14 protein-coding genes, 1 pseudogene and 1 riboswitch are annotated in these 17,943 nt (G+C 74.5%); of the genes and pseudogenes, 5 read left to right on the forward strand and 10 right to left on the reverse strand.

What is annotated here, in order from left to right:
* Nucleotides 1-117: 117 nt before the first annotated feature.
* The 4 genes and pseudogenes from K1Y72_RS28965 to K1Y72_RS28975 form a co-directional block, all read right to left on the reverse strand.
* A complete protein-coding gene (locus K1Y72_RS28965) occupies nt 118-486 on the reverse strand; it encodes a UCP033725 family protein (protein WP_220169666.1) in 369 nt (122 codons plus the stop codon).
* On the reverse strand, nt 483-2,897 hold the full coding sequence (locus K1Y72_RS28970) for an SseB family protein (protein ID WP_220169667.1): 2,415 nt from the start codon (nt 2,895-2,897) through the stop codon (nt 483-485). Before K1Y72_RS28970 ends, K1Y72_RS28965 begins: the two co-directional genes overlap by 4 nt.
* 1,683 nt (nt 2,898-4,580) lie before the next feature.
* A pseudogene (locus K1Y72_RS37745) lies at nt 4,581-4,916 on the reverse strand (SseB family protein); the annotation flags it as partial.
* A 126-nt stretch (nt 4,917-5,042) separates the two neighbouring features.
* Nucleotides 5,043-6,341, reverse strand: coding sequence for an aminotransferase class V-fold PLP-dependent enzyme (locus K1Y72_RS28975; protein WP_220169668.1), 1,299 nt, complete (start codon nt 6,339-6,341; stop codon nt 5,043-5,045).
* A gap of 48 nt (nt 6,342-6,389) precedes the next feature.
* Nucleotides 6,390-6,506, reverse strand: a riboswitch (SAM riboswitch).
* A 22-nt stretch (nt 6,507-6,528) separates the two neighbouring features.
* Between K1Y72_RS28975 and K1Y72_RS28980 the strand changes: the two genes are divergently transcribed.
* Nucleotides 6,529-6,942, forward strand: coding sequence for a hypothetical protein (locus tag K1Y72_RS28980; protein ID WP_220169669.1), 414 nt, complete (start codon nt 6,529-6,531; stop codon nt 6,940-6,942).
* A 100-nt stretch (nt 6,943-7,042) separates the two neighbouring features.
* On the opposite strand, the gene K1Y72_RS28985 is transcribed toward K1Y72_RS28980, so the two are convergent.
* From K1Y72_RS28985 to K1Y72_RS28995, 3 genes are all read right to left on the reverse strand, one after another.
* Nucleotides 7,043-10,204 carry a transglycosylase domain-containing protein gene (locus K1Y72_RS28985; protein WP_220169670.1) on the reverse strand — a complete coding sequence of 1,054 codons (3,162 nt, stop codon included), beginning with the start codon at nt 10,202-10,204 and terminating at the stop codon, nt 7,043-7,045.
* 200 nt (nt 10,205-10,404) lie between these two features.
* Nucleotides 10,405-11,538, reverse strand: coding sequence for an FKBP-type peptidyl-prolyl cis-trans isomerase (locus K1Y72_RS28990; RefSeq protein ID WP_220169671.1), 1,134 nt, complete (start codon nt 11,536-11,538; stop codon nt 10,405-10,407).
* Between the two features lie 232 nt (nt 11,539-11,770).
* Nucleotides 11,771-12,172 (reverse strand): four-helix bundle copper-binding protein, encoded by a 402-nt coding sequence (locus K1Y72_RS28995; RefSeq protein WP_220169672.1) that lies wholly within the window; start codon nt 12,170-12,172, stop codon nt 11,771-11,773.
* A 216-nt stretch (nt 12,173-12,388) separates the two neighbouring features.
* Between K1Y72_RS28995 and K1Y72_RS29000 the strand changes: the two genes are divergently transcribed.
* From K1Y72_RS29000 to K1Y72_RS29010, 3 genes are all read left to right on the forward strand, one after another.
* Nucleotides 12,389-12,880 carry an RNA polymerase sigma factor gene (locus tag K1Y72_RS29000; RefSeq protein ID WP_220169673.1) on the forward strand — a complete coding sequence of 164 codons (492 nt, stop codon included), beginning with the start codon at nt 12,389-12,391 and terminating at the stop codon, nt 12,878-12,880.
* The gene (locus K1Y72_RS29005) at nt 12,877-13,419 is read left to right on the forward strand and encodes a hypothetical protein (RefSeq protein WP_220169674.1); all 543 of its coding nucleotides are present in this window, start codon (nt 12,877-12,879) and stop codon (nt 13,417-13,419) included. Before K1Y72_RS29000 ends, K1Y72_RS29005 begins: the two co-directional genes overlap by 4 nt.
* 122 nt (nt 13,420-13,541) lie before the next feature.
* Nucleotides 13,542-13,940 (forward strand): hypothetical protein, encoded by a 399-nt coding sequence (locus tag K1Y72_RS29010; RefSeq protein ID WP_220169675.1) that lies wholly within the window; start codon nt 13,542-13,544, stop codon nt 13,938-13,940.
* Nucleotides 13,941-14,535: 595 nt separating this feature from the next.
* Here the strand turns inward: K1Y72_RS29010 and K1Y72_RS29015 are convergent.
* The 3 genes from K1Y72_RS29015 to K1Y72_RS29025 form a co-directional block, all read right to left on the reverse strand.
* Nucleotides 14,536-15,681, reverse strand: a complete 1,146-nt coding sequence (locus K1Y72_RS29015; RefSeq protein ID WP_220169676.1) for a carboxylate-amine ligase — start codon at nt 15,679-15,681, stop codon at nt 14,536-14,538.
* A 91-nt stretch (nt 15,682-15,772) separates the two neighbouring features.
* Entirely contained in the window at nt 15,773-16,282 is a 510-nt protein-coding gene (locus K1Y72_RS29020; protein ID WP_220169677.1) for a hypothetical protein, read from the reverse strand.
* A 196-nt stretch (nt 16,283-16,478) separates the two neighbouring features.
* The gene (locus K1Y72_RS29025; RefSeq protein WP_220169678.1) at nt 16,479-16,775 is read right to left on the reverse strand and encodes a MazG-like family protein; all 297 of its coding nucleotides are present in this window, start codon (nt 16,773-16,775) and stop codon (nt 16,479-16,481) included.
* A 171-nt stretch (nt 16,776-16,946) separates the two neighbouring features.
* Between K1Y72_RS29025 and K1Y72_RS29030 the strand changes: the two genes are divergently transcribed.
* Nucleotides 16,947-17,939 carry an aldo/keto reductase family protein gene (locus tag K1Y72_RS29030; protein ID WP_220169679.1) on the forward strand — a complete coding sequence of 331 codons (993 nt, stop codon included), beginning with the start codon at nt 16,947-16,949 and terminating at the stop codon, nt 17,937-17,939.
* The last annotated feature ends 4 nt before the right edge of the window (nt 17,940-17,943 follow it).

Raw genomic sequence — 17,943 nt, forward strand, 5'->3', positions numbered from 1 at the left:
CCTGGCACCTCCGTCGGATCGCCTGCGCCACGCCCTACCCCAAGCGCGGCCCAAGAAATCATGCGAACACGGAAACGCGGGTCGAATCAACCCCGCCCGGTGGACGGGGCGGGCCGGTCAGCTGAACTCCTCGCGAACGTCCTCGATCTCCTGCTGCGGCGCCCAGCTCTGCCAGACGCCCTGGTCGATGCGGTCCAGGCCGAGCCGCTCGGCGACCGGGGACCGGCCGCCGGCGTACTCCACCCGCAGCCAGCCCTCGTGCTCGCCGACGATGACGAACCGCTCGCCGCGCCACGTGCAGGTCGTCCGCACGTACCGCAGCTCCTCCACCTCGAACGCCGGCACGACGCGCCGGAACCGGCCCGGCCGCAGCTCCTCGAAGCCGTCGACCGGCCGGTCGGCGTACAGCCGGATCTCCCCGTCGGCGCCGGGCGCCGCCTCGAACTCGCGGCCGAGCCAGCGGGCGAGGTAACCGTCGCGGATCACTGCGCCGCCTCCGTCCCGCGGCCGCCCTCGGCGCGGCCGGCCGGCTCCTCGGGCCGCAGCCAGGCGAGGCGGTCGGGATCGTACATCGCCACGAACCGCTCGGAGCGGTCCGCGCCGAGGTGGTACATCTCCGCCCCGTAGGGCAGCCGGACGCTGTCGACCTTGTACTCGCGGATCGACCCGGCGCTGCCGGACGCGAACCCGGTGCCGGTGAACGGCGGCCGCTCCACCACCCAGCCCGCCTCGCCCCACACCGCGAGGTCCTCCTCGGACGGGCCGCCGAACGGCACCCGGTACAGGCCGGGGCAGTAGGCAGGCCAGCGGATCACGTGCACGCCGTCGTCGTCCTTGGCGAACGGGGAGTCCTCGTAGAGGAGGCCGAGCGTCTCGTAGAGCTGGCCGGGCGTCTGCAGCTCGGCGACGTCGTCGGTCGGGTGCACGAACCCGCCGACCCGGTCGTAGCCCTGCTCCAGGTACCAGCCGACGTGTCCGTGCGGCACGACCTTCTGCATGATCGTCGGCTGGGCGACGGGCTCGCCCTCCGGCTCGGGCAGGCCCGCGTAGGGGTCGGGCGCGGCGCCGTCGCCGTCCTGGCCGGCCGCCGGCGCGTCCAGGGCGGCGGCGGCCGGCGGGACGTCGTCGGCGGCGGGCGCGGGCGGGCGGGGCGGCAGCGGCGGGACCGGGACGTCCTGGCGCGGCTGCACCAGCCCGACCCGGACGGCCCACTCGCTGAGCGCGCCCACCTGGTCGCCGTCCAGCGAGGCGCCGATCTTCGTGCCGGGGTTGAGGAGCATCGTCCACTCCTCGCGCGGCCAGGACCCGATCAGCTCGCGGAAGTCGGCGTAGACGAACCGCGACTCGGGCAGCACCTCGCGCAGCCGGACCAGCGAGGTGAACACCCGCACCGACGACGCGTCGCGCAGGGCGGCGTCCCAGCGGAACTCGCGCTGGACGGGCGTCACCTCCAGCGGCGCGTCCTGCGGGATCGGCACCAGCACGTTCGCGGCGAGCAGCACGCGCAGGAACGCGTCGGAGTCGCCGGCGAGGGCCGCCTCGTACAGCTCCTGGTCGATGCGGTTGCCGGGCTCGAAGGGGCCGTCCTCGACCGGGACGGGCGCGGTGGCCGCCTCGGACTCGTGCTCGCGCTCGCGCGGCGCGGGCGGGGCCTCGGCGAGGGCGGCACCGTTCGCGGCCGGGTCCGGCGCGGCGGGCGCGGGCGCCGGCGCGGCGGGCGGGCCGCTCAGCGCCTGGACCTGCTCGGGCGGGACGGCCGCGTCGATCGGCGTCCCGGGGTTGACCATCAGCGTCCACCGGGCGTCGGGCCAGGCGGCGGCGATCTCCAGGAAGCTCGGCATCACGAAGCGGGACGAGCCGATCGCGTCGTTCATCCACTTCAGCGAGGTGAACACCTGGACGGCGGGCCGGCCGTGCACGGTGACCGGCCGCCACGGGAACTCCGGATCGGCGGGCTCGATGCCCCACGGCGTGTCCGGCTCGGCCGGGACCAGCACCTGCGCGCCGAGCAGCACCTTGAAGAACGCGTCGGTGTCGCGGCGGCGCGCCGCGTCGAAGAGCCGCTGCTCGACCTCGTTCTGCGGCTCGAAGCCGTCGGCCATCCGGCGCGCGGCGCGCTGGTCGGCCCACGCGGCGAGCCCGGGCAGCTGCTCGGCGAGGATCGTCCCGCCCGCCGGGGAACCGGAGTTGACCGCCAGCATCCAGGACGGGTCGGGCCAGTAGCGCAGCAGCGAGGTGAAGGGCAGGTTGATGAACTCGGCGCCCGTCCCGGCGGCCCGCGCGGCCTCGATGAGGCGCTCGGGCGAGGTGAAGACCGGCACGGTCGTGCGGCCGTCCACCTCCCGCGTCCGCCACGGGAACCCGGGACGGCCGGGGCGCAGCGTGTAGTCCATCTCCTCGGGGACCGGCAGCAGCACCTCGGCGCCCGCGAGCGTCTGCAAGAAAAGGTCGTGATCGTCGGTGGAGGCGGCCCGCAGCAGCCCGCTCTCGACCTCGTTGGCCGGCTGGAACTCCGGCTTCCGCGCCACCTCGGCGGCCGCGCCGAGAACGGCGGGCGACGCGTCCTGCGCGGCGGACGCACCCTCGACGGGCGACCACTCATCGTCCGCGACGGGAGGACCGCCGGGCAGGGGACCGGCGGCGGACGTACCGGACACGTCCCCGGCAGAGTCCTGGCCGGGCAGGCCCGGCGTGTGGCCGGGGACATCGCGCTCATCGGCGGCGGGGGCGCCGGGCTCCGGACCGGTACCGCTCGGCAGCGGCCCGGTGCCCGCACCAGAGGTGCCGAGGCCGTCCACACCTTCAGAAGCCCGCCCGCTGCCCAGGGAGGACAGGCCGTCGGCCAGCGGACCGACGCCCTGACCGCCGGCCGGGGACGTGCCGTCCGGGCCGGGCACGTCGGCGGCGGAACGCTCGCCGTCCGAGGTCGGGAGACCGTCGGGGAGGTGCGAGGCGAGGTCATGGACGGTGTTCCCGGGCGAAACCGGCCCGGAACCGTTGGAAGCGGCCCCCGGAACACCCGCGCCGACGTTGCCCGGCTGAGCCGTCCCGGGTGTGTCACCCAGCGGAGCGGCGCCGGCCGTGTGAGGCGAGTCGGGCTGCGGAGCCGCGCCGGACGCGTCCGCCCCCGGCGCCGAGCCGGGCGGCGAAGGCGCATCAAGCGTCTCACCGAGCGCATCAGGCCCTTGCGGCGCGGACGCTCCGAGCGCACGCTCCAACGCGCCAGGCGCCCCAGCCACATCACCACCCGGGTCGGCAGATGCGTTCGACGGCGGGACCGCTCCGGGACTCACGTCCGCGCCAGGCGTCTGGAACGCGTCGGGCAGTGAGGGCGCGCCGGTGGTTTCCGGGACGCCAGGAGCCCGTGTCGCGTCGCCGCCTGGGTTCATGCCGGGCGCGGCGGACGCGTTGGGCGTTGGGGTCGTGCCGGGAGTCACGTCCGCGCCAGGCGTCTGGAACGCGTCGGGCAGTGAGGGCGCGCCGGTGGTTTCCGGGACGCCAGGAGCCCGTGTCGCGTCGCCGCCTGGGTTTGTGCCGGGCGCGGCGGACGCGTTGGGCGTTGGGGTCGTGCCGGGAGTCACGTCCGCGCCAGGCGTCTGGAACGCATCGGGTAGTGAGGGCGCGCCGGTTGCTTCTGGGACGCCGGGCGTTCGCGCCGCGTCGCCGCCTGGGTTTGTGCCGGGCGCGGCGGACGCGTTGGGCGTTGGGGTCGTGCCGGGAGTCACGTCCGCGCCAGGCGTCTGGAACGCATCGGGTAGTGAGGGCGCGCCGGTGGTTTCCGGGACGCCGGGAGTCCGCGCCGTGTCGCCGCCTGCGTTCATGCCGGGCGTTTGGAACGCGTCGGGTGGCAAGGGCGCGCCGGTGGTTTCTGGGGCACCGGGAGCCTTCGTCGTGTCACCGACTGCGTACGTGCCAGGCGTAGCGGATGCGTTGGGCGGGGGGACCGCGCCGGGAGTCAGGGGCGTGCCGGGTAGTGCTGATGCGCTGGTTGCTTCGCGGACGCTGGGCTGGGAGGGCGTGTCGAGTGCCCGCGTCGCGCCGGGAGTCAGGTTCGTGTCGGGTGCTTCGGGCGTGCCGGGCGCGTCCGTTGCTCCCTGGGTGCCGGGCTGGGAGGAGACGGGGAGCGGGGATGCCGCGTCCAGCGCTGCGGCCGCATCGTTGGACCGGTCCGTGCTGCTGGGGGCGGTGGAGGCGCTCAGCGTTGAGGGCGCGTCGGGAGTCAGAGCGGGGCCGGGGGTACCGGGCGTGTTGCTCAGGGGAGATGCGCCGGGCGCCGGATAGTCGGCGGGGCGGTCTGTGTGGGAGGCGGAGGCGGTGGGAGCCAGGGGCGTGTCTGTCGGGAGGGGAGGTGTTTCGGCGGGGGCGCCTGGTTGTGCGGTGGCGGGGATGGCGGCGGAGCCGGGGGCGGCCGGTGGGGGGTTGGGCGGGGCTGCGGGCAGGGCGGTGCGGCGGCCGGCCATGGGGGGCTGGGCGTCGCCCGCGGCGAGCTGCTTGAGGAACCACGTCGGCAGCCGGCCCTCGATGGGCAGCGGCGCCGGCCCGTCGCCGTCGGCGCCGCCGAGGCGGGCGTCGACGGCCAGCCACCACTGCGGGTCCGGCCACGCCTCGGCGAGGTCGCCGAACCGCAGCCGCATGTGGTGCCGGTAGGCGGGGCCGAGGCAGGCGCGCATCGCGAGGGCGGAGGTGTAGGCCAGCACGTAGGTGCGGCCGTCCTCGTCCCGCGTCGGCCAGGTCGGCTGCGCCTCGTTGGCGAGCACGTCGTCGATCAGGTCCGGCGGGACGGGGATCACCAGCTCGCTCCCCGCCAGCAGGCGGAAGTACCCCTCGGAGTCCCCGGTGCGGACCGCTTCCTGCAATCGCCGTTCGAGCTCCGAAGCGGGTCGCCACGTGCTGTCGGCCACGGTCGCCACCCCCATTTTTCTTCCAGCGCCGTCTTCCCACCCGGCCGCCGGGAGGGCCTTGACCCCGGCGGTCGGACTACGGACTTGACTTACGCTACATGGGCGAACAGGGCCAAAGCGTCGTATCGAACAGGGTCGGGGTCAGGCGGCCAGTCGCGCCAGCGCCGCCAGCAGCCGGTCCACGTGCTCTTCCGTCGACCCGAGTCCCAGGCTGGCCCGGACCGCCGAGCCCTGCGCGTCCGCGCACCCCGCGCCGCCCTCCGCCAGCAGGTGGCGGACGAACGGGTGGGCGCAGAACTTGCCGTCCCGGACGCCGATGCCGTGCTCCTCAGACAGGGTAAGCGCCACGTCCCGCGCGTTCCACCCGTCCACGACGAAGGACACGATGCCCACCCGCGGGCCGCGCCCGCCCCACAGTGTGAGCTCGCGCACGCCGGGGATCCGGGCGATCCCGGCGCGGAGCCGGGTGAGGAGCCGCTCCTCGTGCGCGGCGAGGGCGTCCCACCCGGCGGCGGCGAGCGCCTCGCAGGCGGCGGCGAGCGCGATCGCGCCGAGGACGTTGGGCGTCCCGGCCTCGTGCCGCGCCTGCGGGTCGACCTGCCAGCGGGTGCCGTCCGCGGTGACGGCGGCGCTCGCTCCGCCGCCCTTCAGGTAGGGGTCGGCGGCGCGCAGCCAGTCCGCGCGGCCCGCGAGGACGCCCGCCCCGAACGGCGCGTACAGCTTGTGCCCGGAGAAGGCGACGTAGTCCAGGCCGAGCCGCGCCATGTCGAGCGGCCGGTGCGGGACGAGCTGCGCGGCGTCCACCGCGATCCGCGCCCCGTGCCGGCGCGCGGCGCCCGCGAGCTCGGCGATCGGCCAGAGCTCGCCCGTCACGTTGGACGCGGCGGTGACGACCAGCAGCCGCGGCCCGGCGGGCGCGTCCGCGAGCGCGCGCTCGGCGGCCGCGACGGCCTCGGCGGGCGTGGCCGGGGCGGTGAGCCGGACGGCCCGCCGCCACGGCAGCAGCGTCGCGTGGTGCTCGGTCTCGAAGACGACGACGGTCGTCCCCTGCGGCACCGACCGCGCCAGCAGGTTCATCGCGTCGGTGGTGTTGCGGGTGAACACGACCGAATCGCGCTCCCCGGCGCCGAGGAACGTCCGGACGGTCTCGCGGGCGGCCTCGTAGGCGGCGGTGGTCACCTGGGAGGCGTAGCCGGCGCCGCGGTGCACGCTGCTGTAGTAGGGCAGCGCGCGCGCCACGGCGTCCTGCACCGCCTCCAGACAGGGCGCGCTGGCCGCGTAGTCGAAGTTCGCGTAGCCGACGGTGCGGCCGTCGCGCAGCGGGACCGGCGCGTCCGCGCCGACGACCCGGGGGAGCGCACGGGCGAGAACCGGTTCGAGGTGCCCGGACGTCTCGGCGGGCGACGCGGCGGCGCGAGCGGAAAGGGTGGCGACGGACATGGCAAGGCCCTCCACAAGGAGTCAAGGACCCCGGATTTCGGAAGGCGGGGCCCGCGCTTGCCGGAACGCGGTGCTGCGTCCGGCCTGGTCCTCACCCGGGGCACCCCATCGCGGACGAAGGGTTGCCGGCCAGCGAGCCGGGGCTTGGCGCTGGCGCTCATGACCTGGATCGGACTATATACGACGGATGCGTGCGGAGATCAAGGGGGAGGGTGCGATGCGGTTCGGGACGTTCCGGGCGTTCGCCGGAGGGGTGCTGCTGCTCGGCGCCGCCGGCCTGGCGTCCGGTTGCGGGCTCCTCGGGAGCGACAACTCCGGGGCGGTGTGCGCCGACACCAAGGCGGCGTTCCAGCAGTACATGACGCAGGTCAGGGCGGTCTCGGCGGCCCGGCCGGCCGAGTGGACGGCGCCCACGCAGCAGCTCGCCGGACGCGTCGGCGCGCTCGCGGCGAAGGCCGAGGACGCGAAGCTGAAGAGCGCGCTGAAGGACGAGGCGGCGCGGCTCCAGGCGGCGTCCGCGACCATCGGCAAGGGCGACGCCGCACAGCTCGACAAGGTGATGAGCGACACACCGAAGCGCATCGGCGCCGCCTGCGACTGACCGCTACCGGACGGCGAAGGGCCCGGCCTCCCGAGGGGGAGACCGGGCCCGTCCGGTTCACGAGCGGCCGCCGGGCGCGGTGGCGGGCTCGCGGCGGCCGTCAGTCCTGGCGGTCGGTGCGGAGACCGGTCGTGTTGCCGGTCCCGCCGCCTCCCGTGCCGCCTCCGTCGCCGGTGCCTCCGCCGTCGCCGTTCCCGCCGCCGTCACCGCCACCGGTGCCGCCGCCATCGCCGTTCCCGCCGCCGTCGCCACCGCCGGTGCCGCCGTTCCCGCCGCCCGGGTCGGACGGGGTGCTCGGCTTGCTGGTGGGCACGCGGGTACCGCCGCCGGGGTTCCGCGGGGTGCGCGGGGTGTTCGGCGTGTTGTTGTACTGCGGCGGGCCGGTGCGGACGCCGCCGCCGGACGAGCCGTCGCTCCCGCTCGCGTAGCTCGACGGGTCGCCGAAGCTCTTCGGCGAGTAGCCCTGGATGTCGACCGCCTGCGACATGTAGTCGCTCCAGATCTTCGCGGGCAGCACGCCGCCGTAGGAGCTGTAGCCGGGGATGACGACCGGCTTGCCGTCACTACGGAAGATCGCGACGGTGGTCGCCATCTGCGGGATGTAGCCGTTGAACCACAGCGCCGCGCCCGCGTCGGTCGTGCCGGTCTTGCCGGCGACGTCCCGGCCGTCCGGCAGCTGCGCGCCGGTGCCGGTGCCGCTCTGCACCACCTGCTCCATCGCGTACGTGGCGTCGCGCGCGTTCTGCGCGCTCATGACCTGCTCGCCCTTCTCCGAGAAGGTGCGGGTCTCGCCGCTCTTGCCCTCGGTGACGGCCTTCACCACGTACGGGGTGCGGTGCTTGCCCTCGGCGGCGAACGTGGAGTACACGCCGGCCTGCTCGATCGGGTGCACCGACACGATGCCGAGCGGGAACACCGCGGCCGCGCGCTGCGCGGCCGTCATCTCGCTGCCCGCGATGCCCAGCTTCTCCGCCATCTTGGCGATCTTGCCGTTGCCGATGTCCTGGCCGAGGTTGACGTAGGCGGTGTTGATCGAGTGCTCGGTCATGGTCACCAGGTTGACCGTGCCGAAGTTCTCGTTGCTGTCGTTGTGGATGGGGGAGCCGGCGAAGTACTGCGGCGACGAGCCGTCGTAGGCGCTGCTCAGCGACTTGCCGTCCTTGAGGGCCGCGGCGAGCGCGATCGGCTTGAAGCCCGATCCGGCCTGCGCGTGGTCCCAGAAGACGCTGCTGCCGGCCTCCTTCAGGTAGTCGCGGCCGCCGTAGAAGGCCAGCACCTGCCCGTTCGCCGGGTTCACCGACACCGCCGCCGTCCGCACCTTGGAGCTCGTGCCGGCGGGGATGTTGGAGGTCACCGACTGCTTGATCGTGTCCATCAGCTTCTTGTCGAAGGTGGTCACGATCTTCAGCCCGCTGCGGTTGATCTCGTCCTCGGTGTAGCCGCGGCGCTCGATGAGCTCCTTCTTGGCCACATTGACCATGTAGCCCTTCTGGCCCTTGAGGATGTTGGTGATCTTCAGCTTGACCGGGGTCGGGAACTTCATCGCCGCCGCGTCGGCCGGCGTCACCGCGCCGTCGCGCACCATGTTGTTCACGACGGCCCGCCAGCGCTGCTCGGCGTAGGCGAGCTGGCCGCCCTCGGGCTCGGAGAAGTTGCTGGGCTGCTGGATCGCCGCCGCCAGGTAGGCGCCCTCGGCGGGCGTCAGGTCCTTGACGTCCTTGTTGTAGTAGGCGCGCGCGGCGGCCTGCGCGCCGTAGGCGTCGCGGCCGAAGTAGATGGTGTTGAGGTACTGCTCCAGGATCCAGTCCTTGTCCTTCTCCCGGCCCACCTTCAAGGAGACCATGATCTCCTTGAGCTTGCGGGAGACCGACCGCTCCTTGCCGATGCCGCCGTAGTAGTTGCGGACCATCTGCTGGGTGATCGTGGAGCCGCCCTGGAGCTGCTCGCCCGTCGCGGTCGACCAGAACGCGCGCAGGGTGCCCTGCACGGACACGCCCGGGTCCTGGTAGAAGCTGCGGTTCTCGGCGGCGATCACCGCGTTGCGGACGCTCGGCGGGATGTCGTCCAGCTTGACGGCCTCGCGGTTGACGCCGGTCCGGGCGATCTCGGACTTGCCGTCGGCGTAGTAGAACGTCGGGCCCTGCGCGAGCGCCGCCTCCTGCGGGGTGGGGACGGGCGTGAGGAAGTAGGCCACGCCGAACGCCGCCACCACGAACCCGATGAGGGCGAGCAGGCCGATGAGGGCGCGCTTGGCGTAGCGGACGCGGCGGCGCTGCTTCTTCTTGCCGCCCTTGGCCCCGTCCGGGGTCTTGGGGGGAGCGGCCGCGGCGGGCGCGGCCTTCGACGCGGCGTCCTGGGCGGCGTCCGGGTTCTCGCCGGGCTCGATCGTGGGCTTCGCGGCGGGCTCGACCTTCGTCGTGCCCGCGTCCGCGCCCGCGCCGGAAGCGGCGAGCGCCGCCGCGGCGGGAGCCGCCTCGGTCGGCGTCCCGTCGGCGTCGGCGTCCGCGCCGGTGGAGGTGCTCGGCGGGGTCGCGGCGGCCTCGTCCAGGCGGGTCTCGTCGCCGGCGGCGACGGCGGCCTGGTCGAGCCGGGTCTCGTCGGCGGAGGCGTCCTCGGCGGGCGGGGCATCCGCCGGGGACGTTCCCGCGCCCGGACCCTCGACGGGCGCCGCGGCCACGATCGGGTCGAGGCGGGTCTCGCCGGATCCCGGGGGCTCGTCGTCGGGCACCACGGGGTCGGCTCGGGTCGCGTCGGCCCCGGTGCCGTCGTCCGTGACGATCGGGTCGAGGCGGGTCTGGCCGGACGCCGGGGGCTCGTCGTCGGGCACGACGGGGTCGGCTCGGGTCGCGTCGGCGGCTGCGGCATCGTCGGCATCGTCGTCGGCGACGACCGGGTCGAGCCGGGTCTCCTCGGCGGCCGACGCCTCGACGTCCGCGTCCTGCGCGTCCGCGGCGTCCTCGGCGGCGTCCTCGGCGGCGTCTTCGGTGGCGTCTTCGCCCGTGGTCTCCTCGGACCGGGCGCCGGCCTCGGTGCCCTCGTCCGCGACGGGCTCGTCCGGGAGCGCCTCGGCGTCGACCTCGGCGTCGGCGTTCTGAACCTCGGCGTCCTCGGAGCCGTTGCGCGCAGGTTCCGCCGCGTCGCCCGTCCCGGCCTTCGCGGTCTCGGCCCCGGCCGCCCCCGGCCCGGTGTCCGGACCGTCCGGTGCGACGTCGCCGGACCCGGCCGGCCGGTCGCCCGCCGGGCTCCTGTCAGTGCTGCTCACAAGCCCCCCGTGATGTTTTCGTTACCAGACGATACCCGAGGGGTTCGGTGCTCTCGGCGGATCGCATGCGCACTCCCACGGCTTCCCACTACAGAGACGATCAGTGCGGCGCGGCGGTTGTCCCGGTACGCGCCGGAACGCCGAACGGCGGGTACCCGCTGCCAGGTGCCCGCCGTTCGGCGTGTGCCGTCATGCCCGGATCACTTCGGGGTGATCCCCAGGATGTCCACGACGAAGACCAGGGTGTCGGTGCCCTTGATGCCGGCCTGCTCGTTGCCCTTGGTGCCGTAGCCCTCCTTGGGCGGCAGCACGAGCAGCACGCGGCTGCCGACCTTCTGGCCGGTCAGCCCCTTGTCGAAGCCGGGGACGGTCTCGCCGGTGCCGATCGGGAACTGGGTCGGGCCGTTGCCGCTCGCCCAGCTGGAGTCGAAGACCTTGCCGGTCTTCCAGATCTGGCCCTGGTACTGGACGATCGCGCTGTCGCCCTTGGCGAGCGCCTGGCCGGTGCCGGCGACGAGCGTCTTGGCGACCAGCTTGTCCGGCGCGTCGGCCTTGGGGATGGTGATCTTCGGGGCCTCGCCCTGCTTGCCGGCGACGACCGACGGCAGGTTCTTGTCGGTGAGCTTCTGCTCGGTGCCGGTCGGCCCGGCGTTCTTCGGGATGGACGACAGCACGTCCAGGATGAACACGACCGAGTCCTTGGCGCCCAGCCCGACCTGCTCGGCCTGCTCGCCGAAGCCCTGGGCGGGCGGGATCTCCAGCACGACCCGGCTGCCCGCGGTCTGGCCGACCAGGCCGGTGTCGACGCCCTTGACGCCGCTCTTGCCGATCACCAGCGGGCGGACCGCCTCCTTGTACGAGGAGGTGATCATCTTGTTGGTGCTCTCGTGGTCGCCCTTCTTGGCCCACTGGTAGAAGGTGTACTTGGCGAACACGGTGTCACCGCTGGCGATCTTGTTGCCGGTGCCCTTGATGGGCGTGCTCACCTTCAGCTTGGCGGCCGGCTTCAGCTCCTTGGGGATCTTGGCCTTGGCGTCCTTGCCGAACGCGCCGGACACCGTGACCTCGGGGCCGGGGCGGGTGAAGTACCAGGTGGTCCCGCCGGCGACCGCCAGCACCACGACGACCGCGGCGGCGATGCCGATCCGCCGCCGCTTCCTGGCCTGCGCGGCGGTCAGGCCGGACGGGCGCGAGCCCCCGCCGCCGACGACGCCGCTGCTGCGGCCGCCGCCGCTGATTCCGTGGGGCTTGAACTCCGGGCTGCGGATGTTCTTGGCGCTCGGAAGCTTCGCCTTGACCGCCGGCTCGCTCCGGGGCTTGTCATCCTCGGACATGTTTCCTCACTCGCTCCGGGTTCGACGACTCCACGAAGGTCACACCCTGCCACCTGGGGCCTAAGAAGGCTGTGAAAAACAGGGCAAAGAAGACCGGACATGAATCTACCGGTCTTCTGGACGGCGTCGACAAGCCCGCTGCTGGACCCGACACAACCCTGTCATGCCGCCGCACCCGTCCGGGCGGATTCGCGCCGATGGATCGCCCGCGTTGCCGACCGCCCGGCGCGGATCAGCCGATGGTGTCGAGGAGGCGGCGGCAGATCTCCGCGCACCGGTGGCAGGCCGCCGCGCAGATGCGGCAGTGCACGTGCTCGCCGGCGTGCCGGTCGCACTCTTCGGCGCAGGCCGTGCACGCCGTGACGCAGGCGTGCAGGAGCGCCTTGGCGACCTCGGGGTCGAACGCGGTCTGGCGGGACAGCGACCGCCCGGTCACCGTGCAGATGTCGGCGCAGTCCAGGTCCAGCCGGATGCACTTCGCCATGTGCTGGACGGCGTCCTCGGCGAGGCAGGCGTCGGCGCAGGCGGTGCACGCCTGCGCGCACTCCAGCAGGGCGAGGACGACGTCGGGCAGCGCGTCGCGGTCCAGGGACGGGGTGCCCGGATGGGACTCGATCATCTGGCGGATCGGCATGGTCGCCTCCTGTCGCTTCCCTCGCGGCCCGTGTCCGGCGCTCCGGTGCGCGGCGGGTCCGGCCGCGGCGGCCGGTCCCGAAACGGCCCCTACCCCGCATAGGGCGAACGGAGTGCCAAAGCGACGTGCGCGGACCGTATAGCTCCCTGTGGAGGCGAGGTGACATCGGGCTGACCGCCCCGGCGACCGGCCCCGTCCCGTTGTCCAATGGGGCGGATGGGTAGCGAGGGGCACGCCGAGGACGATTTCGACCACGTGTTCTGCGCGCTGCTGCCCCGCCTCTACCGGCGCGCCGTGCTGCTCACCGGCCAGGCCCAGGCGGAGGACGCGGTGCACGAGGCGTACCTGAAACTGCGCCGCCGCCCGCACGCCCTCGTCGGCCACCCCGAACCGTACGCCTACGCCTTCAGCGCGCTCACCAGCGTCGTCCGCGACACCTGGAAGCGCGGACGGCGGCAGGTGCTGATCGAGGCGCCCACCACCGGGTGGGACGGCGGCATCGCCGACCGCGACGCCGAGCTGGAGGTGGCGCGGCTGCTGTCGGGGCTGACGGTCCGCCAGCGCGCCGCGGTGCTGCTGGTCGACCTCGACGGGTACACCATCGACGAGGCGGCGGACCTGCTCGGCGTGCACCGGGGAACGGTGTCGCGCTCGCGCGAGCGGGCGCTCGCCGCGCTGCGCCGGACGCTGCGGGGAGGACGGGCATGAGCGACGGGGAGGCCGAGCTGCGGGCGCTGCTGCGCGCCGCGGACGCGTCCGTGCGGGTCCCGCCGGGGCTCGCCGACCGGGTCCGCGCGGTGGACGCCGCCGAGCGGCGCCGGCGGGCGGCCTGGCGGACGCTGGTCGCGGGCATGGCCGCGGCGACGGTCGCGGGCGGGATCTTCCTCGCCGGCTACCTCGCCGGGCACCGCGCCGCCGAGCGGCCGCCCGCCCTCGCCCCCGCCGCTCCCGCGCCGCACGTGCTGACCGTCTACAACGCCGACCCGGCCTGCTGGAAGGCCCGCCCCGCCGGCTGCGCCGTCTCGATCAAGGACGTGCCGCACACCCGCGACGGCGCCGTGCTCGCGCGCGTCTGGCACGGCGACGACGTGCAGGGCGTGTGCGCGGCGCTCGGCGACCTCGCCGCCGACGAGTCCGGCGTCGCCTCCACCCGCTGGTACCGCGTCACGGCCCGGGGCGTCACGGGCTGGCTGCCCGCCGCCCGCACCCGCACCGTCGCCGACCTGCCCGCCTGCCCGCTGCCCTGATCCGAAGTGGTGTGACGCAGGTCACATTGCGACGTGTCATACGGACGCCCCGTCCCGGTCGTATGCCTCACGTCCGCCCAACGCGCGGACAGCAGGAAACACCGACCGAACGGGGAGCAAGGATGAGGAAGACCATCGCGACGACGGCTCTGCTCGTCGCCCTCGGCGGGATCGCGGCGGGGGCCGCGTCCGCCGCCGAAGCCGCGGCCGCACCGAAGCCGCCGAAGCCGGCGCCGGGCGACGTCAAGGTCGCGAAGAACGGCGCCGACCTGCCGGGCAGGCAGTCGCTGAAGTCCGGCGGCGTCAGCTCCAAGCACGTCTCGGGCGTCGACAGCGTCTGGCACAACGCCTACGAGTGGACGGCGAACGTCCGCATCGACTCGGGCTCGAACGGCGCGTGGACGGAGTGCTCGGACGGCAGCGTCCACTACGGCCCGCGCGTCGGCCCGGGGTACTGGAAGTTCGGGGGCAACTGCTACGGCTACGGCACCCTCACCGACTTCGGCATCTACGGCGACTGACCCCGCCCGCGCGCGCACCACGCCCGTCACGCGAGCCATGCGTAACGCGCACCCCACCAACGGCGCCCACCCTGTCCATTAGGCGCGCCCCGACCCCCTTGAGCCTCACCCCCCACCGCACCCGCCGGCCCCCACCTCCCACACCACCGGCCGGCGGGTGCACCCCCGCCCCCGACCTCTCCCACCGCGCAAACCCCGCGCTCCTCCGAGCCACCGGACCGCTCACCCCCGCTGTCTCCCACGGAAGCCGCTTCCCACGGAGGTCGAGACCTCGGCCCGCGCGAACGCCGGCTCCACGACCGCCGGGACGCACGCCCCCACGGACGCCGGCCCCACGGACGCCGGTCCCACGGACGCCGGCCCCACGGACGCCGGAATGCACGCCTTTACCGACGGCGACCCCGCGGACGGCGGCCTTGCGGGCGGCGGGCGGCCTTGCGGGCGGCGGCCTTGCGGACGGCGGGTTTCGGGAGGGGTGGGCTTGTGGGGTTGGTCTCGTCAGTGGCGAGCTTTGGGGACGCGGCTTTCCGGGGAGCGGTCGTTGGTGGGGGAGGGTTGCTGTGCGGGGAGGGGAAGGGGGTTGTGGGTGCTGGCGTCAGGCTTCGTGGGGGGTGTTGAGGGCGTTGGGGTGGGTGCCGTTGGGGGTGTCGCCGGCGGCGGCCAGGAACTGGTCGGCGAGCATGTCGACGACGGCGGGCAGGCCGTCGGCGGCGGCGCGGCGCTGGCGGTCGGCGCCGGTGCCGGTGCGGTCGAGCCAGGCGAGCAGGGCGCGGACGGCGGGCAGGTCGCCGGTCTCCTCCAGGCCGGGGCGCGCCCAGGCGACCAGCTCGTCCACCAGCGCGCGGGCCGGCAGCTGGACGCCGCGCACCGCGTGGACGCCCGGCCCGTTCAGCCCGTACCGGGACGCCGCCCACAGGGCGGCGGCGCACACCTGGTCGTCGGCGTCCGGCGCCTCGCGGCCCGCCGCCAGCTCGTGCAGCGCGGTGCGCACGAGGCCGCGGGTGAGGGCCGCCTGCAGCACCGCGTCGTGCACCGACGCGGCGGTGTCGGCGGCCCGCACCTCCACCGTCGAGTACCGCACCGACGCGCGGGCCAGCCAGAACGTCATCGTGCTGTCCACGAGCATGCCGCTGTCCACGAGGCGCTGCACCCGCTCCAGGTAGACGTCCGCCGAGCCGTGGCGCGGCGGGACGCCCGCGTTCGGGAACCGCGCCATCTCCGCGATCCGCCACGACTGGTAGCCGGTGTCGGCGCCGTTCCGGTAGGGCGAGTTCACCGAGAGGGCGAGCAGGGTCGGCAGCCACGGCCGCAGGTGGTCGGCGACCGCGACCGCCGTCTCCAGGTCCGGGACGCCGACGTGCACGTGGCAGCCGCACACCTGGTAGTCGCGGGCGACGCGCTGGTACATCTCGCCGATGCGCGCGAAGCGGGCCCCGGCCGCGAACGGCGGCACGCCGTCCTCCAGGACCGGGGTGCCGGTCGCGAGCGGCCTGACCCCCTCGGCCTCCGCCGCGGACGCGAGCCGCGCCCGGCCCCGGACGAGCTGCTCGCGCAGCGAGCCGAGGTCGCCGCAGATCCCGGTGACCACCTCGACCTGGGTGCCGAGCATCTCGGCGGCGAACCGGCCCCCTTCGGCACCGGGATCCGCCGCGCCGTGCGCGAGGATCGGGGCGATCCGGCCGACGGGGGTCCCCGGCCCGGGGGCCACGAGCAGGAATTCCTCTTCGACTCCCAGGGTCATGCCCGTATCCTGCCCAGCCGTGGCGGGGGCGACGCGCACCGTGGTCGCCGGTCCCGGCCGTCCGCGGGCCGCCCCCGCGCGCGCTCGTGTGCTAGCGGGCGGGATCGTGCAGGTCACCGACGGAGTCGGCGTAGTACGTCGAGCCGAGATGGACCGCGAGGTCGCGGAACGACCAGCCCTCACCGGGCGAGCGGTCGAGCAGTTCCTCGTCCAGCGCGCCGATCCGGTCGGCCCAGATCCGCCCGATACGGGTCAGCCTGCTGCGCGCCTCGTCGAGGTCGTCGCCGGTGAAGGGCGCGAGGTCGGCCGGGGTGAGGACGGCGGAGCCGTGCCAGCGGTCGGGCAGCGGGGTGCGGCCGGCGAGGCGGTCCTCCATCTCGGCGAGGTGGTCGAGGCAGTGGTCGGCGATCCGCCGCACCGCCTTGTGCGGGGTGAACAGCCGGTCGCCGACCTGGATCGGCCGCCCGTCCCACGCCGGCCACGTCGCGGCGAGCGCCAGCGCGTGCTCGATCATGCCGAGCACGATCAGCGCCGGGGCTCCGGGCGGCGCACCCGCCCCGGGCGTCGCGTCCGCCGTGGCCGCCTCGGACGAACCGTCCACAGGACCTCCCTCATCCGCGCCCGCGCCTGCGGGCCGCACCGCGTCGGGTCCGGCCGCGCGAAGCTCGCCCCAGCGCCGGACCGGACCGGTCCGACGCTAGGACGAGATCGTTTCGAGGCGCGTCGAAGCGTGCGCGGCCGGCCGCCGCGAACCGGTTCAGGCAGTGGAGCGCGACGGTCCGCACGTGGCGGGCGGTCTAGAGGCCCGCGCGGGCGGTGACGTCGGCGAGGCGGCGCTCCAGGTGGCGGCGGGCGGCGCCGGCGTCGCCGCCCGCGACGCCGATCATCGCGATGCCGGCGGTGACGACGACGTCGGCGAGCTCGCGCAGCACGTCGTCGCGGGTGCCGTGCACGCCCTTGCGGGGGTTCTGCCCGGTCACCCCGATGTAGGCCTGGACGGCCTCGCCCACCTCCTCGGCGATCTTCAGCACGAGGGTCTGCTCGGCGACCCCGGCGAGATGGACGTCGTGCAGCCGGGCGAGCTCGTCCCACATGGCGTGGCCGTCCCCTCGATGCGCGTTCGGCGGGCACGGCCATGCTAGCCGGGCTCGTCCTTCTCCCGGCGGTCCGCGCAGATGGCCGCCCGGTCACGGGGGCGTAGGGGGCGCCGGGGCGGGAAGGGTGCCGATCTAGACTCGGGTGAAACGAGCCGTGGGGAGAAGCACATGCGTTACCGCAAGCTCGGCCGCTCCGACCTGGAGGTCTCGGAGATCTCGCTCGGTTCCTGGCTCACCTTCTCCGGCGGCGTGCCCGCCGAGAGGACCCGGGAGTGCACCGAGGCGGCCTTCGACGCCGGGATCAACTTCTTCGACACCGCGAACGTCTACGGGCGGGGCGCGGCGGAGGAGGTGTGGGGCGGCATCCTGTCGGAGCACCCGCGCGACTCCTACGTCCTGGCGACCAAGGTGTGGGGCCGGATGTCCGACACCGACCAGGGCCTGTCGGCGGCGCAGATCGCCAAGCAGATCGACGCGTCGCTGGCGCGCCTGCGCACCGACCACGTCGACCTCTACCAGGCGCACCGGTTCGACACCTCGGTGCCGGTCGAGGAGACCGTGGAGGCGCTGCAGAAGGTCGTGCAGCAGGGCAAGGCCCGCTACCTGGGGTTCAGCGAGTGGACGCCGGAGCAGGTGCGGGCGGCCGTGGAGATCGGCGGGCCGGACCTGTTCGTGTCCTCGCAGCCGCAGTACTCGATGCTGTGGCAGGCGCCGGAGGCCGAGCTGTTCCCGCTCTGCACCGAGCTCGGCATCTCGCACATCGTGTGGTCGCCGCTCGCGCAGGGCGTGCTCACCGGCAAGTACCGGCCGGGGGAGCCGCTGCCCGCCGACAGCCGCTTCGCCAACGACGACATGAACGCGAGCAAGGACCTGGTGCTGAACGACCGGACGCTGGCGGCGGTGCAGCGGCTGGTCCCGCTGGCCGAGGGCGCGGGGCTCACGCTGCCCGAGCTGGCGCTCGCCTGGGTGCTGCGGCGCACCGAGGTCGGGTCGGCGATCACCGGGGCGTCGCGGCCCGAGCAGGTGCACGCGAACGTGCGGGCGTCGGGCGTGGAGCTGCCCGACGAGCTGCTGGTGGAGATCGACGAGGTGCTCGGCGACGCGCCGGTGAAGCGGCCGGTGCTCGCGCCCTTCGCCGAGGAGGGCGTCACGCACCGCTGACGCG

The organism is Actinomadura parmotrematis (genome assembly GCF_019458805.1).
Classification (GTDB): Bacteria; Actinomycetota; Actinomycetes; order Streptosporangiales; family Streptosporangiaceae; genus Spirillospora; species Spirillospora parmotrematis.

Coding starts and splice junctions, on each gene's coding strand:
- K1Y72_RS29005 (WP_220169674.1), top strand. CDS start 12,877: ATGAGCGACGGGGAGGCCGAGCTGCGGGCGCTGCTGCGCGCCGCGGAC.
- K1Y72_RS29030 (WP_220169679.1), top strand. CDS start 16,947: ATGCGTTACCGCAAGCTCGGCCGCTCCGACCTGGAGGTCTCGGAGATC.
- K1Y72_RS28975 (WP_220169668.1), bottom strand. CDS start 6,341: ATGTCCGTCGCCACCCTTTCCGCTCGCGCCGCCGCGTCGCCCGCCGAG.
- K1Y72_RS29015 (WP_220169676.1), bottom strand. CDS start 15,681: ATGACCCTGGGAGTCGAAGAGGAATTCCTGCTCGTGGCCCCCGGGCCG.
- K1Y72_RS29000 (WP_220169673.1), top strand. CDS start 12,389: ATGGGTAGCGAGGGGCACGCCGAGGACGATTTCGACCACGTGTTCTGC.
- K1Y72_RS29010 (WP_220169675.1), top strand. CDS start 13,542: ATGAGGAAGACCATCGCGACGACGGCTCTGCTCGTCGCCCTCGGCGGG.
- K1Y72_RS28980 (WP_220169669.1), top strand. CDS start 6,529: ATGCGTGCGGAGATCAAGGGGGAGGGTGCGATGCGGTTCGGGACGTTC.
- K1Y72_RS28995 (WP_220169672.1), bottom strand. CDS start 12,172: ATGCCGATCCGCCAGATGATCGAGTCCCATCCGGGCACCCCGTCCCTG.
- K1Y72_RS29025 (WP_220169678.1), bottom strand. CDS start 16,775: ATGTGGGACGAGCTCGCCCGGCTGCACGACGTCCATCTCGCCGGGGTC.
- K1Y72_RS28990 (WP_220169671.1), bottom strand. CDS start 11,538: ATGTCCGAGGATGACAAGCCCCGGAGCGAGCCGGCGGTCAAGGCGAAG.